This window comes from Chryseobacterium sp. FW101-FHT12H09 (genome assembly GCF_058790395.1).
The window spans coordinates 149,665-169,045 of the sequence record NZ_JBYTCP010000002.1 but is presented as its reverse complement, the minus strand read 5'-3'; the positions used below and the strand labels follow the sequence as shown (position 1 = coordinate 169,045).

Annotated in this window: 18 protein-coding genes; 12 read left to right on the top strand and 6 right to left on the bottom strand. The window is 35.5% G+C overall.

What is annotated here, in order from left to right:
• Positions 1 to 2: 2 nt before the first annotated feature.
• The 9 genes from AC3WRL_RS06435 to AC3WRL_RS06395 all read left to right on the top strand — a co-directional run bounded on the left by AC3WRL_RS06435 (position 3) and on the right by AC3WRL_RS06395 (position 13,592).
• On the top strand, positions 3 to 3,041 hold the full coding sequence (locus tag AC3WRL_RS06435) for a reprolysin-like metallopeptidase (RefSeq protein ID WP_492329964.1): 3,039 nt from the start codon (positions 3 to 5) through the stop codon (positions 3,039 to 3,041).
• A gap of 137 nt (positions 3,042 to 3,178) precedes the next feature.
• Positions 3,179 to 5,302: a methylmalonyl-CoA mutase gene (gene scpA, locus AC3WRL_RS06430; RefSeq protein ID WP_492329963.1), complete on the top strand. Its 2,124-nt coding sequence runs from the start codon at positions 3,179 to 3,181 to the stop codon at positions 5,300 to 5,302.
• Between the two features lie 472 nt (positions 5,303 to 5,774).
• A complete protein-coding gene (locus AC3WRL_RS06425) occupies positions 5,775 to 6,512 on the top strand; it encodes a hypothetical protein (protein ID WP_492329962.1) in 738 nt (245 codons plus the stop codon).
• Positions 6,513 to 6,537: 25 nt separating this feature from the next.
• Entirely contained in the window at positions 6,538 to 7,929 is a 1,392-nt protein-coding gene (locus tag AC3WRL_RS06420; RefSeq protein WP_492329961.1) for an RtcB family protein, read from the top strand.
• 202 nt (positions 7,930 to 8,131) lie between these two features.
• Entirely contained in the window at positions 8,132 to 8,677 is a 546-nt protein-coding gene (locus AC3WRL_RS06415) for a hypothetical protein (protein WP_492329960.1), read from the top strand.
• Between the two features lies 1 nt (position 8,678).
• Positions 8,679 to 9,377 (top strand): peptide chain release factor H, encoded by a 699-nt coding sequence (gene prfH / locus AC3WRL_RS06410; RefSeq protein ID WP_492329959.1) that lies wholly within the window; start codon positions 8,679 to 8,681, stop codon positions 9,375 to 9,377.
• A complete protein-coding gene (locus AC3WRL_RS06405) occupies positions 9,364 to 9,876 on the top strand; it encodes a tetratricopeptide repeat protein (RefSeq protein ID WP_492329958.1) in 513 nt (170 codons plus the stop codon). The genes prfH and AC3WRL_RS06405 overlap by 14 nt, the downstream gene beginning before the upstream one ends.
• Positions 9,877 to 9,968: 92 nt before the next feature.
• Positions 9,969 to 12,536, top strand: a complete 2,568-nt coding sequence (locus AC3WRL_RS06400) for a T9SS-dependent M36 family metallopeptidase (RefSeq protein WP_492329957.1) — start codon at positions 9,969 to 9,971, stop codon at positions 12,534 to 12,536.
• Positions 12,537 to 12,596: 60 nt separating this feature from the next.
• Positions 12,597 to 13,592, top strand: coding sequence for an enolase C-terminal domain-like protein (locus AC3WRL_RS06395; RefSeq protein WP_492329956.1), 996 nt, complete (start codon positions 12,597 to 12,599; stop codon positions 13,590 to 13,592).
• Between the two features lie 16 nt (positions 13,593 to 13,608).
• Here the strand turns inward: AC3WRL_RS06395 and AC3WRL_RS06390 are convergent, their stop codons facing one another.
• Positions 13,609 to 13,896 (bottom strand): cytochrome C, encoded by a 288-nt coding sequence (locus tag AC3WRL_RS06390; protein ID WP_261510322.1) that lies wholly within the window; start codon positions 13,894 to 13,896, stop codon positions 13,609 to 13,611.
• Between the two features lie 20 nt (positions 13,897 to 13,916).
• Positions 13,917 to 14,210, bottom strand: coding sequence for a c-type cytochrome (locus tag AC3WRL_RS06385; protein ID WP_261510321.1), 294 nt, complete (start codon positions 14,208 to 14,210; stop codon positions 13,917 to 13,919).
• 141 nt (positions 14,211 to 14,351) lie between these two features.
• Between AC3WRL_RS06385 and meaB the strand changes: the two genes are divergently transcribed.
• Positions 14,352 to 15,347 carry a methylmalonyl Co-A mutase-associated GTPase MeaB gene (meaB, locus tag AC3WRL_RS06380; RefSeq protein ID WP_492329955.1) on the top strand — a complete coding sequence of 332 codons (996 nt, stop codon included), beginning with the start codon at positions 14,352 to 14,354 and terminating at the stop codon, positions 15,345 to 15,347.
• Here meaB and AC3WRL_RS06375 read toward each other — a convergent pair.
• A complete protein-coding gene (locus tag AC3WRL_RS06375) occupies positions 15,344 to 15,877 on the bottom strand; it encodes a DUF4251 domain-containing protein (RefSeq protein ID WP_492329954.1) in 534 nt (177 codons plus the stop codon). The genes meaB and AC3WRL_RS06375 overlap by 4 nt on opposite strands.
• Before the next feature lie 107 nt (positions 15,878 to 15,984).
• On the opposite strand from AC3WRL_RS06375, the gene AC3WRL_RS06370 reads away from it, so the two are divergent.
• Both AC3WRL_RS06370 and AC3WRL_RS06365 read left to right on the top strand, forming a co-directional pair.
• Positions 15,985 to 16,791, top strand: coding sequence for a M48 family metallopeptidase (locus AC3WRL_RS06370; protein ID WP_261510316.1), 807 nt, complete (start codon positions 15,985 to 15,987; stop codon positions 16,789 to 16,791).
• 73 nt (positions 16,792 to 16,864) lie between these two features.
• Entirely contained in the window at positions 16,865 to 17,176 is a 312-nt protein-coding gene (locus AC3WRL_RS06365; protein WP_261510314.1) for a hypothetical protein, read from the top strand.
• A gap of 36 nt (positions 17,177 to 17,212) precedes the next feature.
• Here the strand turns inward: AC3WRL_RS06365 and AC3WRL_RS06360 are convergent, their stop codons facing one another.
• The 3 genes from AC3WRL_RS06360 to AC3WRL_RS06350 are packed head-to-tail and all read right to left on the bottom strand — an operon-like array spanning position 17,213 to position 19,381.
• Positions 17,213 to 17,830, bottom strand: a complete 618-nt coding sequence (locus tag AC3WRL_RS06360) for a PorT family protein (protein WP_261510312.1) — start codon at positions 17,828 to 17,830, stop codon at positions 17,213 to 17,215.
• Complete coding sequence (locus AC3WRL_RS06355; RefSeq protein WP_261510311.1) at positions 17,814 to 18,629, bottom strand: ABC transporter ATP-binding protein; 816 nt, start codon at positions 18,627 to 18,629, stop codon at positions 17,814 to 17,816. The genes AC3WRL_RS06360 and AC3WRL_RS06355 overlap by 17 nt, the downstream gene beginning before the upstream one ends.
• On the bottom strand, positions 18,629 to 19,381 hold the full coding sequence (locus tag AC3WRL_RS06350) for an MlaE family ABC transporter permease (protein WP_261510310.1): 753 nt from the start codon (positions 19,379 to 19,381) through the stop codon (positions 18,629 to 18,631). The genes AC3WRL_RS06355 and AC3WRL_RS06350 overlap by 1 nt, the downstream gene beginning before the upstream one ends.

Here is a 19,381-nt window from a genome sequence, read left to right as displayed (position 1 = left end):
TTATGAAAAAGAAAATTTTACTCATTGGTGTATTAGCTACTGGCTTTGTCAGTATTCATGCACAAAGATGGGAATCTGTTTCTCAAAGGTCTTCTCAAATAAGGAAAGACGTTGAGGTAAAAAGTGCTTATCGCGTAGATTTGGCAACTTTGAGAAATCTCTTAAAGGATGCTGTTGAAACAGGAAACAATGCAAAAGCTGTTGTGATATCCTTGCCTACTGTAGAGGGTAAAATAGAAAAATTTGCAGTCTACAGTAATCCTGTTATGGAGAAATCAATAACAGAAAAATACAAACTCGGCTCTTATGTAGGGGTAGGGATTGATGATCCGTCTAAGTATCTACGATTTAGTACATCTCCAACTGATATGGAGTCCATGATCATTAAAGACGGAGTATTCCAGTTTATTGAACCTATTACGACTGATAAACTGATTTATGGTGTATTCTATAAGACAAAAGGAGAAGGTGGAATACACGGCTTTGGATGTGGTACCGATGAGCATGATCTTAAAGATATTGATAAGCTGGTAGAAAATGGGAAAAAACAACTTTCCAGTATTGGGATAACCAACAGACCTACCAATACACGATATAGAACCTTCAGAATGGCAATGGCAGCGACTGGAGAGTATACCCAGTTTCATGGTGGGACACAAGCTGGAGCTCTTACGGCTATCAATAATACAATGACAAGAATCAATGGGGTTTTTGAAAAAGATTTTGGCGCTCATTTTATTGTTCAGGATATACCTGCAATAATTTATACAGATGCGGCAACAGATTTTTATACTCCGCCAGTAGCTCAGGGTGATCCATCACTTAATCTTCAGCTTCAACAAACATTAACAGCACAGGTTGGAAATGCCAATTACGATATCGGACATGTATTTCATCGTAATGTTGGTGGAAGCAGAAACGGAAATGCGGGAGGTATCGGAATTGTTTGTACAAACCCTGCTAATAACACTTCTACAGCTAAGGGTTCTGCTTTTTCGATGAGTCCAGATCCTACAGGAGAAGTTTTTGACCTTATGGCTGCTCATGAAATGGGGCATCAATTGGGGGCAAATCATACTTTTTCAATGAGGACTGAAGGTTCAGGGGCGAACGTTGAGCCTTGGGGAGGAACAACCATTATGGGATATCCGGGTATCACTCAGGATAATATCCAGAATAATATGGATGGGTACTTCCATTATAAATCGATTTCACAGGTGTTAAATAATCTGGAAAGCAAACCTGCATGTGGAACTTCAACAGCTATTGTGACCAACACTGCTCCGGTAATTACTCCGCTTACAGCATATAGCATTCCTAAAGGAACAGCCTATTATCTGGATGCAGTTGCCGTAGATGCTGAAAACAATCCTGTTAATTATACCTGGGAGCAGTATAATAGTGTAAGCGATAGAAACTCAATATCCGGAGACAGTGGTTGGGGATACAATGCAGAAGGTGCATTAGCAAGATCGCTCCCTGGAACTGCAAATAGCAGAAGGTATTTTCCTAAATTGGAGAGTGTTTTAAACGGGGTATTGACGGATAAACAAGGTTGGGAAACAGTTTCTTATATTCCGAGAGAATTGAATTATGCTGTTACCGTAAGAGATCAGGATGCTCAGAGGCCAATGACTTCTACTTCCGAGACAATAGTAACAGTAGGAAATGATGGACCATTTAAGTTCAATGGACTTACAGCTTCTTCGGTATTGTATAATAATGCTTCAAATACAATCCAGTGGGCGGTAGCTAATACAAATGCAGCTCCATATAATGTAGCTAGTGTAAAAATAGATTATACAACAAATAATGGAACGACATGGACAGATTTAGTAGCTTCTACTCCCAATACAGGTAGTTATTCTGCGCAAATGCCAAGTAACCTGACAGGTGCTGTTAAATTCAGGATATCTGCAGTTGGAAATGTGTTCTATGCAGTATCTCCTCAAGTTACTATAGGAACAGCTCCAACTTCAACCACTAATGCTCCAACTGGAGTTGCCACTATTAATACAGAGGTCTTCAAAACTATGGCAAGAGTAGCTTGGAACAGTGTACCTGGTGCTACGTATTCAATTAATTATAGAAAACCAGGAACTGCCAACTGGTCTAATGCAACAAGTCCAGTAAATTCAGTAGTTCTTAATAACCTTGAAGATGAAACAAGCTACGAAGTGCAGGTTGCCGCTGTGGTAAATTCTATTCCAGGGACATTTTCCAACAACTATACTTTCAAAACGAAAGGATTGAAAACAGGGGTTGACTATTGTTTAATGACGACAGGAGGAAATGGAGGCAGCTTTAATAGCGGCCTGATAAGACTGGTTTTATCTAATTTAACGTATGTTTTTTCCGGCATGGATGTTTATAAAACATATCTGGACTTTAGTGAAGATGCAACTAAAGTGGTTAACTTAACAAAAGGGACTCAGTACACGGCTACATTTAGAAACCTGGCCGGTGGAAACTATGATGACTGGCTTGAGATCTGGATAGATTATAACAGAAATGGTGTTTTTGAAGACTCAGAAAAAGTTGCTTCTAGTAGTGATACTCCTTTCTTTGCAGCGGCAGCTCAGGCATACCTTCGTGATGGAAGTGTGACATTTACAGTGCCTGCTACAGCCTATTCGGGAGATAAAACTTTGAGAATGAGAGTGGCCAGTACGTTCTTTAATGCAGCTAACAGTCCTTGTGGCAGCCCAACAGTTCCTACTACGGGAGGAGGAGTTGTTTCAAGTGGTTCATTCAGAGATTTTTCCGTGAAAATAGCAGATAATAATGCTCTTGCTGTGAAAGAAATTACAAATATTAAATCTGAAATAGAAATCTATCCAAACCCGGCTGATACTTTCGTTGAGGTTAAAAACTTAAAAGAAAAAGCTGATTATAAAATTTACAGTGCTGAAGGAAGATTAGTACAAAGCGGTAAATTAGATGGGCAGAGGATTAACGTTGCTTCATTAGTAAAAGGAATGTATATTATTACTATTACTACAGAAACTAAAACATTTAATACTAAACTGATTAAGAGATAATTAATAACTAATCTTGTTGGAAAGGCCGGGCAATTGCCCGGCCTTTTTATTTTGTCAATAATTGTATTGTCAGTGGATTAACTTCAGTTTCATGTTTCGTTCAAAAAAATTAACTTTACAGGGATAAAATTATTGAAATGCGAAAGACAATTTCTGTAAGAAAGTTGGATCTACATATATTACCTAAAGAAGGTGAAATTTATAATTTCGAAAAAGATGGACTGGAGTTAAAATCATCATATACCAATGATGATGTTAAAAATAAATCCCTCACAGAGACATCTCCCGGAATTTCACCCTATTTAAGAGGTCCATATTCTACGATGTATGTTCAAAAACCATGGACAGTCCGTCAGTATGCGGGATTCTCTACAGCGGAGGAATCCAATGCATTTTACAGAAGAAATTTAGCGGCAGGTCAAAAGGGACTTTCAGTAGCATTTGATCTTGCTACCCATAGAGGATATGATTCTAACCACGCAAGAGTGGTTGGTGATGTTGGAAAAGCTGGAGTTGCAATTGATTCAGTTGAAGACATGAAAATATTATTCAATGAAATTCCATTGGATCAGATTTCGGTTTCAATGACGATGAACGGTGCAGTTCTGCCAATCTTATCTTTTTATATTGTTGCCGCTGAAGAACAAGGGGTACAACAAGATCAGCTTTCAGGAACTATTCAGAATGATATCCTGAAAGAGTTCATGGTAAGAAATACCTATATTTATCCGCCAGCACCTTCCATGAAGATCATTGCAGATATTTTTGAATATACTTCTAAAAACATTCCTAAGTTTAACTCAATTTCTATCTCAGGATATCACATGCAGGAAGCGGGTGCAACACCGGTTTTAGAAATGGCTTATACCTTGGCTGATGGATTGGAGTATGTAAGAACAGGTATTAAAGCGGGAATGAATGTCGATGATTTTGCTCCAAGACTCTCTTTTTTCTGGGCGATCGGAATGAATCATTTTATGGAGATCGCTAAAATGCGTGCCGCAAGATATATCTGGGCTAATCTCTTGAAACAATTTAATCCCCAAAATCCAAAATCTTTAGCATTAAGAACTCATTCACAAACATCCGGTTGGTCTTTAACTGAGCAGGAACCTTTTAACAATATTACCAGAACAGCTATTGAAGCGCTATCTTCCGCCTTAGGTGGAACACAGTCTCTCCATACGAATGCATTAGATGAAGCCATTGCTTTACCTACAGATTATTCAGCAAAAATTGCCAGAAATACACAAATTATTTTACAGCAGGAAAGTGGAATCTGTGATGTTGTAGATCCGATGGGTGGAAGTAATTTGGTTGAAAGCCTTACTCAGCAAATGATTGATGAAGCCATGAAATATATTGATGAGGTTGAACAGGAAGGAGGAATGACGAAAGCTATTGAAGCAGGGATTCCTAAAATGAGAATTGAAGAAGCTGCAGCCAAAAAACAGGCAAAGATAGACAGTAGTGAAGAGTTTATTATTGGTGTAAATTCATTTAGATCTTCTTTAAAACAACAGCCAATAGAGATCTTGGATATTGATAATACGGAAGTTCGTAGAAAACAAATTGAAAGATTAGACTCAATAAAAAGTACGAGGAATTCTGAGGCTGTTGATCAGATCCTCAATGAGATCAGAGAAAGTGCAAAAACAGGCAAAGGAAATCTGTTAGCACTCTGTATCGAGGCTGCAAGGAGAAGAGTAACATTAGGTGAGATGAGTGATGCGATGGAAGAAAGCTTCGGTAGATATAAAGCAAATATTAGAACAATTTCAGGAGTATATGCCATGAATGCCGGAAAAAACGAATTTTTTGAAAAAGCCCTTCAATTAACTCAGAAATTTGAAGAAGAAGAAGGACGTCGTCCAAGATTAATGGTTGCCAAAATGGGACAGGATGGTCACGATAGAGGAGCAAAAGTAGTAGCGACGGCATTTGCTGATATGGGATTTGACGTAGATGTAGCACCTTTATTTCAGACTCCCGAAGAGGTCGCAAAACAAGCTGTAGAAAACGATATTCATATTTTAGGAGTATCTTCATTAGCGGCAGGACATAAGACTTTAGTTCCACAGGTGGTAGAAGAATTAAAAAAATTAGGAGCCGAAGATGTTACTATTGTGGTAGGTGGAGTAATCCCTCAGCAGGACTACGAATTCCTGTATGCCAACGGTGCCGATTTTATTTTCGGTCCGGGAACTAATCTTCCAAAATGTGCCGTAGAAATACTCAATATGTTTCTAAATAAAAGTTAGAAACATAGCATTAATTTCCATGTATGTTTTTATACTGTTTTTGATAAATTATTAAAAAAAATTAGCATTTTCAAAAAAATGTATATATTTGCACCTGAAAATAAAGTTTAACCCATTAAAAAACAACGAAGCAATGTTCAAATTTGATCATAATTCTCCAATCGGTTTGCCACTTATGGTGGTAAGGCTTCGTAGTTTGGTACATTCATAGAACAATAGTATATTGAAATATCAAAACCCGAAGTCGTAGAGATTTCGGGTTTTTTATTGCGCAATATTTCAAACTTCAGTTTCCCCGAAATCTTTTTATTGTCATTCTGAACAAAGTGAAAGAATCTTAAATGATTTTCTTCATATAATGTTCACTATTTAAACCCATCAACTATTTTTTTAGTTGATATGAGATCTGATGTGATATGTGGCCTCAAATATCTTGAGTCCTATATCAGAGATCTGTCTCTATGAATAATTAATGGAAAATAATAATCTTCTGTTTCATCGCTTGAGAAGCATCAAAAGCAGAAAAAGGATAATAAAAAAAGACGTAGAAAAACAGATAAGAAAAAAATATAAACGTAGTAAGGAATTATGGGAAATAAGAAGAAATATCCCTTTAGTGCCTCTTGAAAAACCTTATCAAAAAGGATTTGTAAGATCATTTGTTGTTAGAGACGACATAAAAACATCTAATGACGGAAATTTCTTTGAAGGAATTTTGAATAAGATTAATACGTATACCTATTCCGAAAATCGAAAATTTGTAAAAAAGAAAAGAAAATTCGGTCGGAGAATATATATACCAAGGGAGCAAAAGCTCGAGAGAATTTCTTCATTTAGCTGGGCTGATCCAAAGTTCACTCTTACGGAAAGAGAAAGACAATACTTTCTGAAGAAAGAAGAATACAATCCATTTAGAAAAAGATATGATACTTACTACGAATTCATCGAACCCTGGCGATTCACTTTAAGGATAAGACCTTATATGATCACGCATTACAAACCTTTAGACTCGGAATTAGAAAAAGAGTATGAAGCGCTGGAATCCTATTTAGATCAATATAGAATCCTAGGTATTATTTGTAATAAAATCCGCGGAAAATCGCGCAAATGGAGGTGTGAAGATGAAAAAATTAATCTTATCGAAAGTAAAAAATACTTTCACTACAAAATGTCAGCAACGGAGTTTGCAGACTATTTACAGGACTTATAGGTCCAAAAATGTTTAAACAAAAACAATGGGAAATTTAAAACTAAAAGGAAAAGATATATTAAAATTAGGCTATCCAAATAATCAAAGTATCAATATTGCTTTGGAAGTCATGAAAAGAAATTTTGCAACAAAGAATATTCATCATGTGAAAGGTCTTTTAAAAGAAATTCTGGTCAACCCAGAAGATTTTGAAAAAGATTTAACCTTTGGACAGATAGCGGAAGCTCTACTATCATCAAAGAAAACAGAGAAAAGAATGTTGAATACGAACCGTACTTCTTTCCATATTTTCGGAAACAACATTTCTGATGAAGCAAAGAACCAATTGTACACCGCGTTGAAACTTCCAATTTCAATACAGGGAGCTTTAATGCCTGATGCACATAGTGGTTATGGACTTCCAATCGGTGGAGTTCTCGCCGTAGACAATGCCGTAATTCCTTATGGAGTAGGAATGGATATCGGTTGCAGAATGAGTCTCAGTATTTTGGATACCCCAATTTCATATCTGGACGGTGCTAAAGATAAATATGAAAAAGCACTGTCCGAACACACCAAATTCGGAATGTATGAAACGCATAAATCTCATGTAGAACACGAGATTTTTGATAGGGACACATTCGATATGATTCCAATTTTGAGAAGATTAAAAGGGAAGGCTATCAAGCAAATGGGTTCTTCAGGTGGTGGAAATCACTTCGTGGAATTTGGTGAGGTTGAAATTACAGAAGAAGATCAACAGATTGGACTTCCAAAAGGAAAATACCTGGGTATTCTTTCACACAGTGGTTCGCGGGGATTGGGAGCTGAAATTGCTCAATATTATTCCAGAGTAGCAACAGAGCAATGTCCATTACCAAAAGAAGCTCAAAATTTCGCCTGGCTCGATTTGAATACGCATCTGGGATTGGAATATTGGACAGCAATGAATCTGGCGGGAGATTATGCCTCAGCTTGTCATGACGATATTCATAGAAGACTCGTGAAAGCAGTTGGAGGAAGGGTAAAAGCCAGAATTGAAAACCATCACAATTTCGCTTGGAAAGAAATCCATAACGGAAAAGAAGTGATCGTTCACCGAAAAGGTGCAACCCCTGCCAATGAAAATGAGCTGGGAATGATTCCTGGATCAATGACAGCAAAAGGATTTATCGTAAAAGGAAAAGGAAATCCTGATTCTTTAAATTCTGCGTCACATGGAGCAGGAAGAGCATATTCCAGAGGCGAATGCCGTAATCTTTTCACTCAAAATGACATCAAAAAAGAACTAAAACTGAAGAATGTGGTTTTAATGGGTGGGAACGCTGAAGAAGCACCGATGGCTTACAAAGACATCAATGAAGTGATGAACGCACAGAGTGAGCTGGTCGATATTCTAGGAACTTTCCAACCAAGGATTGTGAGAATGGATAAGTAGAATTAGGAGCTTAATCCTGCTTTCCATTGCAATCTTTTGCTTTTCCTTACGTCAAAGAAAAACAAAAGGATTTTCATTACAATCAGGGCTAAAAAAAAGCAGTCATTCGGAATGAAACAGAAGGGAATGAATAGTCTAAGTAATAAAGATTTTTAATGATACTTTGTTTCATTCGAATTGACAACATTTAAAAACAAAAGAAATGGGAGCACCACATAACATAAAAAGATACGGCGAGGTCTGGCCGGAATTTAGAATTCAATACGGACTTGAAATTTTAGAAAAATTAAAAAATAAAATCATTTTATCTGGAGGTTGGGCATGGCATTTTATGTCTGAAATAGAACATACAGAATATAAACATGCTCATGATCATAAGGATATTGATGTTTTTGTAGAAAAAGAAAACGTTGCTGAGGTTGTGATGATCCTCCAAAAGGAAGACTTTCAAAAGGTTTGGACCCGATATGATCATCTCCCAAGTGAGGAGAACTTTCGCAGGTATGAAAAAACAATCGAGTTAGAAAACAATAAGTTTCACAGGATCACCATCGACTTTTTTGAAAGAAACGACTTGGAAACAATAAAGGCCAATGGCTTTACGATAGTAAAACCAGAGTTGTTACTTTCTTTCTACAGAAATATTCATTCCAGCGATAAATGTTGGGCAGTAATTGCCGCAAAAGATCTGCTGCAAAAAGGAATTGATCCTGTCGGTCACCCCAGATTAAGTGAAATACCAAAGTAAAATGGATAAGATAATACAAATTACCTCGGGTAGAGGACCTTTAGAATGCCAATGGGTAGTCGCTAAAGTTCTGAAGATTCTTCTAGAGGAAATAAAACAAGAAAAAATAGAATATGAAATCATCCATCGTGAAAATGGGGATGAAAATCTGACCTTGAAATCTGTAACGCTGCTTTTAAAAGACAAGGAAACTTCAGGATTTTTAAAAAACTGGTTGGGGAGTATTCTGTGGATTGGGAAAAGTACATTCCGAAAACTGCATAAAAGAAGTAACTGGTTTATTGGCATTTTTGAAATTGAAGATGTAGAAAAAATAAGTTTTAATGAAAAAGATATTCAGTTTCAAACAACAAGAAGTCAGGGAAGCGGCGGACAAAATGTAAATAAAGTAAACACGGCTGTTCGGGCAACTTATTTACCGACCGGGCAAAGTGTTTTTGCACAGGATTCCCGTTCGCAATTGGAGAACAAAAAGCTTTCAATTATCAGATTAAAAGAAAAAGTAATGGAATTGCATATTCAACAACTGGAGAAAAGGATGCAGGAAACATGGAGTGACCATCTGCAGGTACAAAGAGGGAATCCAGTACGTACTTTTTCAGGAACAGATTTTAAAAATAATTACGAGGAGAAATCTTTCAAAAAAAAGAGAAATGTTCTAAAAAACGAACTTAAAAATTTAAAAAATGACCTTAACTAAAAATAAATATTACTTTGAGGCTCTGGATAATTATCCATACAGCCTTCCGGATTGCCTGGAAGCATTGAATTATGCGCTGTCCTATGATCCTGAAGATGCAGACAGTTTATGTTTAATGGGGAGAATATACAGCGAAATATTAATGGACTATGAAAAAGCAAAATTGTATTTTGACGAAGCAATGTATCATAATGTTTCAAATCTTAATACTCCTCAATATTATATTAAATGTCTCTTGGATAATGAAGATCTTCATGAGGCAGAAAAGCTCATTCAATTTGCTTTAAAGATCAAAGGAATAGATAAAGCTAGAATATTGATTCATCAATCCTTATTATGTGAAATTAAATTAGAGTATAAGAAAGCTTTAGAGCCATTAAAGGAAGCTAAAAAATACAGCTACAATAAATGCATGACCGATTTTTTAGATGATAGAGTGAAATTTGTAAATGCAAAATTACCTAATAAGTTAAAAAAAAACAAGAAAAAATCAAGATAATACCAAATGTGGTATTGTTTTGATTTTTTAACAAATTATTAAATGTTTTAATATTGATAAAGTATAAATTTAACATTTTTAAAACATATATTATGGGTAAAAGTTTATTTTTAATGCCAATTTCTATTGCTGTTATTTTTGCTTTTGGGAAAGTCAATGCACAAGATTCTAAAACATTAATTCAGGAGTATTATAAGAAAAATGAGCAATTAATTCAAAAGGACAACAATGCCAGTAAGTTTGGTATCATTATTTTAAATGAAGATGTTTCTAAAAGTCTTGGTGTAAATATTGTGAATGTACAGCAGACTTATGATGGACTTAGGATTTATAATGCTTTAGGAAAAGTAGTCATTAAAGAAGATAAGATCATCTCTGAAAAAAATGATTTTAAGAGAAATGTTGTGATTACTAATCAAGGAAGTGCTAAAGAAGAGTTTTCAATAGAAACTCTTAAACAGAAGCTGGAACTAAAAGAAATTTCCAAAGTTGATTACCTGCCTAATATATACTTTGAAATAAATGGAGTTTATATACTTGCGAAAGAATTTTTTGTTTCCGACAAAAATTCTTCAGATGTGTGGCATATTATTGCCAATGCGAATACAGGAGGAATACTTAAAAAAGATAACCTGACCGTTAGTTGTGATTTTGAACATGATTCAGATTTAAACACAAAACAAAATACTTCCACTCATCCATTGCATGTGGACGCTGATGAGACTTCTCTGAATAAATTTGTTGATAATACGATCACTGCATCATATAATGTTTTTGCACTACCTGTAGAAGCTCCTACGTTTGGAGCTCGATCAATCATTAATAACCCTTGGGATATTTTGGCTTCACCAGAAGGATGGCATTCAGACGGAACAAATAATTATACCAATACGCGAGGAAATAATGTTTATGCCTATTCAGATGAGACGAATACCAATAACCCTGGATATTCACCAAATGGAGGAAGTAGTCTGAACTTTAATTTTCCTTTTGGAGATGGAAGGTATGATGACCCTTTTACTCATAGAGATGCTGCTGTCACAAATTTATTTTATATGAATAATAAAGTTCATGATGTATTCTATAAATTTGGATTTACTGAGGCTGCCCGAAATTATCAGACAAATAATTTTGGAAAAGGAGGAATGCAGGGTGATGCTGTAAGAGCTGAAGCATTTGATGGCAGTGGGCTTAATAATGCCAATTTTAACCCAGGATATGAAGCGGTGATTTCCGGACAGACATATCTTGCTGCACCGAGAATGCAAATGTATCTTTATGATAGAGCACAAACAGCTACTGATCCTATTGTAAGATATCAATATAATTCTCCTGCATCAATTGTAAGCAGACCCAAAGTAATTACCGGAGGAGCAGGATTTGGTTCTCTTTTATTTGGAGGGCAAACCGTAACTGGTGATTTGGTTATTTCTGTGCCAGACGATGCCTGCACTGCTGTGGCTAGTATGACAGGGAAAATAGGTGTTGCAAAAAGAGGGGGATGTAGCTTTGCTCTTAAAGTGAAAAATATACAAGCTGCAGGTGCGGTTGGGGTTATTATTTATGATCCTGTAAATTTAGAACCCATTCCAATGGGGAAGGATGATGCTGTTTCTGGGGTTACTATTCCTTCTATTATGATGGGAAAAGATGAGGGAGAATATCTTACGAGTCAAATTACTGGGGGAACAATTATTAATACAACTTTCAATTTTGATTATAGTGGTTTTAAACATTCTAGTTTTGATAATGGTATTATTACTCATGAATATGGGCATGGTATTTCAAATAGATTAACGGGCCAGGGATATAGTTGCCTTTCAACACAAGATACCACTGAGCAGATGGGAGAAGGTTGGTCCGATTATTTTGCTTTAATGCTGACAACAAGACCTGGTGATACATCATCTTTGGCAAGAGGGATGGGGACTTATCCGATGGGACAACCTAATACAGGCGTGGGAATTAGACCGGCTAAATATTCTCCGGATTTTTCGGTAAACAACTATACATACACGAATACTAATACAGCTATAATTCCTCATGGGGTAGGGTTTATCTGGGCTACAATGTTATGGGACCTTACCTGGAAATATATTGAAACCTATGGTTATAATAGTGATGTACTAGCGAGCACAACCTCTGGGAATGCGAAAGCTTTACAAATAGTGGTTGATGGACTTAAACTACAACCTTGTAGTCCGACATTTATCGAGGGAAGGGATGCTATTCTTCAGGCTGATGTAATTGGAAACGGAGGAGTAGATAAATGTATGATCTGGAAAGCATTTGCTAAAAGAGGGTTGGGTGTGAATGCTTCTGCGGGAAATAAAACGATTGCTAATGATCAGGTGGAAGATTTTACAGTTCCTCAGGAATGTAATAATATTTTGGCGACTCAGGATACTAAACTTTCAGATAACAAATTTGTTATGTTTCCTAACCCTACTTATGATGAATTCTTTGTTGGAAATATAGGTCAATCACGTGATGAGGTGCAAATAAGAGTATTTGATATGTCGGGTAAACTTATGATCACGGATTCTAGAATGCCGGAATCTAAAAAGGCCATCTCTACAAAAGGTTTCCCTAAGGGAGTTTATATGGTTCATATCAAGCAAGGTACCAAAAGTCAAAGTGAAAAGTTGATTGTGAAGTAAAACTCAATTATAAATGTAAAAAGGAAACCTTGGGGTTTCCTTTTTTTGTAACTTTAGTATATGGTATTGCGCTATGAACTTAAACAACTTCAATTAAAAGAAACATTTTCAATTGCCTATGGGAATTATAATTCTCGGGATGCTTTACTTATAAAGTTATCCTACCAAAATCAAACAGGATATGGAGAATGTGTTGCCATAGATTATTACCAAATTAATCTAAGGGATTTTATTTTTAAATTAAAAGAGATTCAGTCAAAAATTGAAACTCACAAAATAATACCTCCAAAAGAATTTTATTTATTTTTATTGCGTTTTAATCTACATCCATTTTTACTTTCGGCTTTAGACTGCTCGTATTGGGATCTTTTCGGAAAGCTCGAAAAGAAAAATTTTATTGAACTCAATGACCTTCCTTCTAAAAATTTAATTGAAAGCTCCATTACCATATCAATCGGCGATATTAATGACCAGATTAAGAAAATTCAGGCAAGCGAATGGAGTAGATTCAAAGTGAAGTGTAAGGGTTTAAATAAGCCTGATGTTGAAAAGCTTTTGCAGTTGAATGAGAATATTGCTTTAGATTCGAATGCGAGTTTTACTGATAATGACTGTATTTGGTTCCAGGAAAATGTGGACGTTCAAAAATTTTCATACCTCGAACAGCCAAGACCAATCGATCATTATCAAATTTTGAAAAAGGAAAGCCTTGCCAATTGGATGGCTGATGAAGACTGTCAGAATTTGGAATCTTTGGATGAATTACGACCTTACTATAAAAGTGTCAATATCAAACTAATGAAATGTGGTGGATTAACCCCAGCTCTTGAAATGATTCTAAAAGCCAAAGAACTGAATTATAAAGTCATGATCGGTTGCATGACAGAATCTACCATTGGTATTTCCGCAGGTTGTGTACTTACCGGCCTTGTTGATTATACCGACCTTGATGGTGCAAATCTTATTTCCAATGACTATGCTACTGGAAATTTTGTGGAAAACGGCAAAATAAAACTATCCGAAAAACCAGGTCTAGGGATTGAATTAAAAAAATAAGCTTTCATTTGAAAGCTTATTTTTTATTTACAGAAATGAGATAGTCATAGACCATTTGATGCTGGTCATCATTTAATTTAGCTTTTGGAGCCATTCTGCTTAAGGTCTTTATCCATCCTTGATCATCATGTTTTGCAGGGTCAGGTAATTGGTGACATTTGTTACATGAGTTTTCAAAGACAGTTTTTCCTTGAGCCAGCTGTTCAGATGAAGTGTACTTAGGTCCTGTTACAGCTACACTTTTAGGTCCGCAAGAAACCATAAAAGCTGAACCTGCAATGATACTTAAAACTAACTTTTTCATTGTAATATTTTTTATATGATTTACTTTTTTACAGAAACAATATAATCGTAAACCCATTGATGTTGCTCGTCAGTCAATTTTGCTTTTGGAGCCATAGCATTCATGATTCCTACCCATTGAACAGAATTATGTGCGGTAGGATCAGGTAATTTATGACATCTTGTACAAGAGCTTTCAAAAATTGTTTTACCCTGAGCAATTTGTTCAGCAGTGGATACTGCGGGTCCTATAGCAGAAGTTGCTGTTGAAGATTTTGGTGTACATGAAGCTACCAAAACAGCAGTAAAAGATGCTATAGTGATTATTTTTTTCATTGTTTCTTTTATTTGATTAATAACAAATGTAGCAAATTCCCTATCTCATTGATAAAATCAACCGTAGTTTTAATTTAGAAGAAATAAAATTAAAGGGTATTTATGCTGAGTTTTGGCACTTATTTTTATATTTTTGAATTAATGAAATTTTCTACCGACGAGTTAATAGAGGGAATACGATCAGGGAATAAGCGCCTGATCGCAAAAGCTATTACTTTAGTTGAAAGTAAAAAAGCTGAACATCGCCTTCAGGCCGAGGAATTGCTGAAAGCAATAATGCCCTTTACTGGAAATTCAATAAGAGTTGGGATTACTGGAGTTCCGGGAGCTGGAAAATCTACATTTATTGAGAATTTTGGAAGATTAGCGATTGCTAATAATAAGAAAGTAGCGGTTCTTGCTATTGATCCAAGTTCAGCAATCAATAAGGGAAGTATTCTGGGTGATAAAACGCGAATGGAGGAATTGGCGAAAGAAGAAAATGCATTTATCCGACCTTCTCCAAGTTCTGGATTCTTAGGAGGTGTTGCCAATACAACTTTCGAAACCATGATGATTTGTGAGGCTTCGGGTTTTGATTTCATTCTTATAGAAACTGTAGGAGTAGGACAATCAGAAGTCTTGGTAGCTGATATAACAGACGTCTTTTTATTTCTAAAAATCATAGGCGGGGGAGATGAGCTTCAAGGAATTAAAAGAGGTATAATGGAAATGGTAGATATTATTTTCATTAATAAAGTTGAAGAAAGTAATTTGCAGAAAGCAAAAAATACCAAGCTTGAATTAAAAAGAGCTCTTGATTTTATTCCACCAAAAGAAAAAGGATGGAAAGTCCCTGTTTTATTAGGCTCAGCGCTTAATAATGAAGGATTAGAAGATGTTTACAATACTATAGATGAATTTATAGCTGTAAAAAAGAAGGCGGGAAGCTTTGATGGGATTAGGACTCATCAGGCAGAAAAGCGTTTTGAATACTGGGTTCAGGAATACATTCTCGCAATGATGAAGAAAAGTAATTCAATGGAAGAAGCCTATCAACAGCATAAAAAAAATGCTTCGGCAATGATTTCTAATCCAAGTACCGAAGCTAAATTATTTGTAGAAAAATTCTTATCTAATGAAAGAGATGCAGACTAAGGAGTCGGTTCATTCTTAGAGATAAACCCATCATAAGTTATAGGTTGCCTGTCATTACTTCTTACAGAAGTAAAAGCCTTTCCATTTTTATAAACTTCAATGATGATTTGATCAACGTTATTTACATCGTTAGGCTTGATTTTTACAATCCAGTTTCCTTTTTTATTTTGAGATTTATCTATCGTAAAATCCTTTGAGGTAAATCGGTAACTATTGTTGCTGGTATTGCCATAAGTTGGATTAAATAATCTTCCAAAATAGGGCAAAACAACTTCCAAAATATTATTTTTTACTTCAACTGTATAGTTGCCATTAAGTTGTAAGATCCTCGTCGAAGGTGAATTAGGCATTGAATTCATAACATTGATAACGTCATAATTAGTCGGATTTGCTCTTTCTGCATGAAAAGTAAATTCCTGAGAATTCACGAGTGCATCCACCATTTTAGGATCGCCAGTATTTTGAGAAGCGCAGCTTTGGAAAAAGAAGACAAGTCCCAAAATAAATATAAGTGAAATATATTTTTTCATAACCATAATAATTGTTAATTTTAAGTAGCAAAATGTATGCAAATATATAGTTTGCAAAACTTTTTGGAATAATAATTGTTAAAGTTGAATTATTAACACTCTAAACTATGAAAATAACTTATCTATTAGGAGTAGGAGCAATGGCTTTATCAGTTGCAGCTTGTACCACAAACCCCATTACGGGTAGATCTTCTTTGCAGATTGCAAATAATTCAGAAATATTGACGATGTCCTCACAGGAATATAAAACAACATTATCCAAATCTAAAATAATTTCAGGTACTACAGACGCGAAAAGAGTGGTAAGTGTAGGTAGCAGAATAAAAAGTGCCGCTGAAAGGTATTATCAGAGTATAGGCAGATCAGCAGATCTAGCTAATTACAGCTGGGAGTTTAATCTTCTTCAGAGTAATGAGTTAAACGCCTGGTGTATGCCTGGCGGAAAAGTGGCAGTATATACAGGAATATTACCTGTAACTAAAAATGATAATGGCCTTGCTGTTGTTTTAGGACACGAGGTTTCTCATGCTTTAGCAGGCCATGGAAATGAAAGGATTTCTCAGGCCATGGTTGCTCAGTATGGTGGATCGATCTTGGGAGGAACAATTTCTAATTCACAGTGGGCTGGTATATTCCAGAAGGTATATCCGATAGGCTCGCAAGTGGCATTGCTAAAATATGGAAGAAATCAGGAATCTGAAGCAGATCAGATGGGATTGCAATTAATGTCTATGGCAGGATATGACCCAAGAGAAGCAATTCCTTTCTGGAACAGAATGGAGGCCTCTTCCTCAGGAAGCAGACAACCCGAATTCTTATCTACTCACCCAAATCCTGAGTCTAGAATTTCAGATATTCAGAAAAATTTACCAAAAGCTTTAGAATACTATAAAGCTGCCGGAGGAAAAATATAATCAGAATTTTACATAGTCTTATTCAATTTTTCACTAAATTGAGTAAGACTTTAAATCTCCAAAACACAATATTATGAAAAGTATATCAATTGCAGGACTTATACTGTTAGCAATCTCAGCGTTGCTTTTTTATTTAACTACTGATTTTGCTGTTGAGCAGATCAAACTGTCTCACGTTATAGGAATAATGGCTGGGATTGGTATTGGTCTCATAATCGGTGGTATGATAGGGTATCTAAGTAAAGGAACTGCTATTAAAGAAGAGCAGAAAAGGAAAGAATTTAAGCAGTTACAAAAAGATAAAGAAGAATTGGAAAAGCAAGCTGCCGAAATTGCAAAACGACAGGTTGAATTGGAAAATCAAAATAAAAATCCTCAAATATAATTTGAGGATTTTTTAATGGTTGTTATTTTCGTTCGATTAAAATTTATATCCTAAACCTACCATAAATAAATTTGGGCGGTTATCATATCTGATCTCTTCACCAGATACTCTGTTTACGAAATTTCTTTGATCCTTACTAAATGCACCTTCATATCTTGCATTGATAAGTAGCTTTTTAATTTCAACCTGTGCGCCGAACTGATACCCAACAGTAAAATTGTCTCTTGCATTTTCTTTGAAATCATTAAAGGTATCTTCTTTGCTTAAGTTGTAACTTGCAACAGGTCCAATAAATACACCAAGCATATCTCCTAATACCTTATGCCCTACAAGAACTGGTAAGTCAATACGGTTGTTTTTAATATTGAAAGTCGTATTAGAAACAGGATCTGTAAATTCATTCTTAAATGTTGTGTAATACAATTCTGGCATTAGGAAAAAGGCCATAGGAAGATTGGCTTTTAAGGAAAGCCCAACATTAAATCCTACATTGTTTTTACCTGTGTTGTCTATTGCTGCACTAGCTGTATTAGTGATGTTTTTCCAAGAAGGTGATCCTGTTGGAAAAATTAAGTTTGCCTTAGCAGCAAGTGAAAGCTGTGCAGAAGCAAAAACTGATAAGCCTAATAGTGCGATACTAAATATTTGTTTCATTTTCGTCTAGTTTTGTGATCGTATTTTCAATAGTTTTATTATTCTCGAGTAAATACACTCTCAATTCTTTAAATAGCTCTGAGGAATAAACGAAATCAATAAGATTTTTATTGCCTGCAGTAATCAGGATATCTTTATTTCCCTCCCATTCTTTGATTCCTAACCTTAGATAAACAATCTTTTCACCTATTGTCATTACGGAGTTCATATCATGGGTATTAATGATCGTTGTTGTGTTGTATTCTTTAGTGATTTCAAGCAATAGATCATCAATTACATTCGATGTATATGGATCTAATCCTGAATTAGGCTCATCACAGAATAAATATTTTGGATAGTTCACGATGGCTCTTGCAATAGCCACACGCTTCTGCATACCACCAGAGATCTCGGATGGAAACTTTCTGTTTGCTTTGTCTAAATGTACACGGCCAATAACCTCAAAAACTCTTTTTTTCTTTTCCCTGAAGGTTAAATTCGTAAACATATCCAACGGAAACATGATATTTTCCTCTACCGTTAGTGAGTCAAACAATGCACTTCCCTGAAATAGTGTTCCAATTTCTGATCGTAAATGTTGTTTTTCATCCCTCGACATCGTATTGATGTCCTTACCATCAAAAAGAATTTCTCCCGAAGTCGGCAGATAAACATTTAATAGGCTTTTAAGAAAAACTGTTTTTCCAGATCCACTCTGGCCGATAATTAGATTTACTTTTCCTTTATCAAAAGAAGTTGAAATTCCTTTTAGTACTTCAACATCATCAAAACTTTTTTTAAGATTCTTTACCTCAATCATTAGCTTAATATCAATTGTGTTAATATTAATTCGGAAATAATGATAAATACCATAGTCCAAACCACTGCTTGTGTACTTGCTCTACCTACTTCTAATGAACCCCCCTTTACAAAATAACCGAAATATGAAGGAACTGTTGCAATCACAAAAGCAAAAACAGTTGTTTTTATAAATGCATAGTAAACAAATAAATTCGGCATATACATTTGTATCCCTGTTATATAGTCAGATTCAGTCCAGTTTCCAGTTAACATTCCTGCAATATAACCACCACCAATACCAAATACAATACTAATGGCAATAAGTAGAGGATTGAAAATAACGCAAGCGATTATTTTGGGTAGTATCAGAAAATTAGGAGAATTAACTCCCATAATGTCCAAAGCATCAATTTGCTCTGATACCCTCATTGTTCCAATACTGGAAGCAATATATGAGCCAACTTTACCTGCCAGAATAAGACTGATAATAGTAGGTGAAAACTCTAATACCAATACTGCTTTTGTTGCATATCCCACAAAAGAAGTGGGAATGGGAAAAGAAGAAGCATCAAAATTATTAAACATTTGGATGGCAACTACAGCTCCAACAAATATAGATGTGAATATAACCAACCCGAATGAGTTGACCCCTAAATCATTTATTTCTCTCATGAACAGCTTCCAAAAAACCCTCATTTTCTGAGGTTTTTGCATGGATTTACCAAGAAGGATCATATATTCTCCTACTGCTGTAAAAAACTTTTTTAACAT

Coding starts and splice junctions, on each gene's coding strand:
- meaB (WP_492329955.1), top strand. CDS start 14,352: ATGAAATTTTCTACCGACGAGTTAATAGAGGGAATACGATCAGGGAAT.
- AC3WRL_RS06375 (WP_492329954.1), bottom strand. CDS start 15,877: ATGAAAAAATATATTTCACTTATATTTATTTTGGGACTTGTCTTCTTT.
- prfH (WP_492329959.1), top strand. CDS start 8,679: ATGGATAAGATAATACAAATTACCTCGGGTAGAGGACCTTTAGAATGC.
- AC3WRL_RS06400 (WP_492329957.1), top strand. CDS start 9,969: ATGGGTAAAAGTTTATTTTTAATGCCAATTTCTATTGCTGTTATTTTT.
- AC3WRL_RS06425 (WP_492329962.1), top strand. CDS start 5,775: ATGGAAAATAATAATCTTCTGTTTCATCGCTTGAGAAGCATCAAAAGC.
- AC3WRL_RS06390 (WP_261510322.1), bottom strand. CDS start 13,896: ATGAAAAAGTTAGTTTTAAGTATCATTGCAGGTTCAGCTTTTATGGTT.
- AC3WRL_RS06405 (WP_492329958.1), top strand. CDS start 9,364: ATGACCTTAACTAAAAATAAATATTACTTTGAGGCTCTGGATAATTAT.
- AC3WRL_RS06395 (WP_492329956.1), top strand. CDS start 12,597: ATGGTATTGCGCTATGAACTTAAACAACTTCAATTAAAAGAAACATTT.
- AC3WRL_RS06415 (WP_492329960.1), top strand. CDS start 8,132: ATGGGAGCACCACATAACATAAAAAGATACGGCGAGGTCTGGCCGGAA.
- AC3WRL_RS06360 (WP_261510312.1), bottom strand. CDS start 17,830: ATGAAACAAATATTTAGTATCGCACTATTAGGCTTATCAGTTTTTGCT.
- AC3WRL_RS06355 (WP_261510311.1), bottom strand. CDS start 18,629: ATGATTGAGGTAAAGAATCTTAAAAAAAGTTTTGATGATGTTGAAGTA.
- AC3WRL_RS06435 (WP_492329964.1), top strand. CDS start 3: ATGAAAAAGAAAATTTTACTCATTGGTGTATTAGCTACTGGCTTTGTC.
- scpA (WP_492329963.1), top strand. CDS start 3,179: ATGCGAAAGACAATTTCTGTAAGAAAGTTGGATCTACATATATTACCT.
- AC3WRL_RS06350 (WP_261510310.1), bottom strand. CDS start 19,381: ATGTTAAAAAAGTTTTTTACAGCAGTAGGAGAATATATGATCCTTCTT.
- AC3WRL_RS06370 (WP_261510316.1), top strand. CDS start 15,985: ATGAAAATAACTTATCTATTAGGAGTAGGAGCAATGGCTTTATCAGTT.
- AC3WRL_RS06365 (WP_261510314.1), top strand. CDS start 16,865: ATGAAAAGTATATCAATTGCAGGACTTATACTGTTAGCAATCTCAGCG.
- AC3WRL_RS06385 (WP_261510321.1), bottom strand. CDS start 14,210: ATGAAAAAAATAATCACTATAGCATCTTTTACTGCTGTTTTGGTAGCT.
- AC3WRL_RS06420 (WP_492329961.1), top strand. CDS start 6,538: ATGGGAAATTTAAAACTAAAAGGAAAAGATATATTAAAATTAGGCTAT.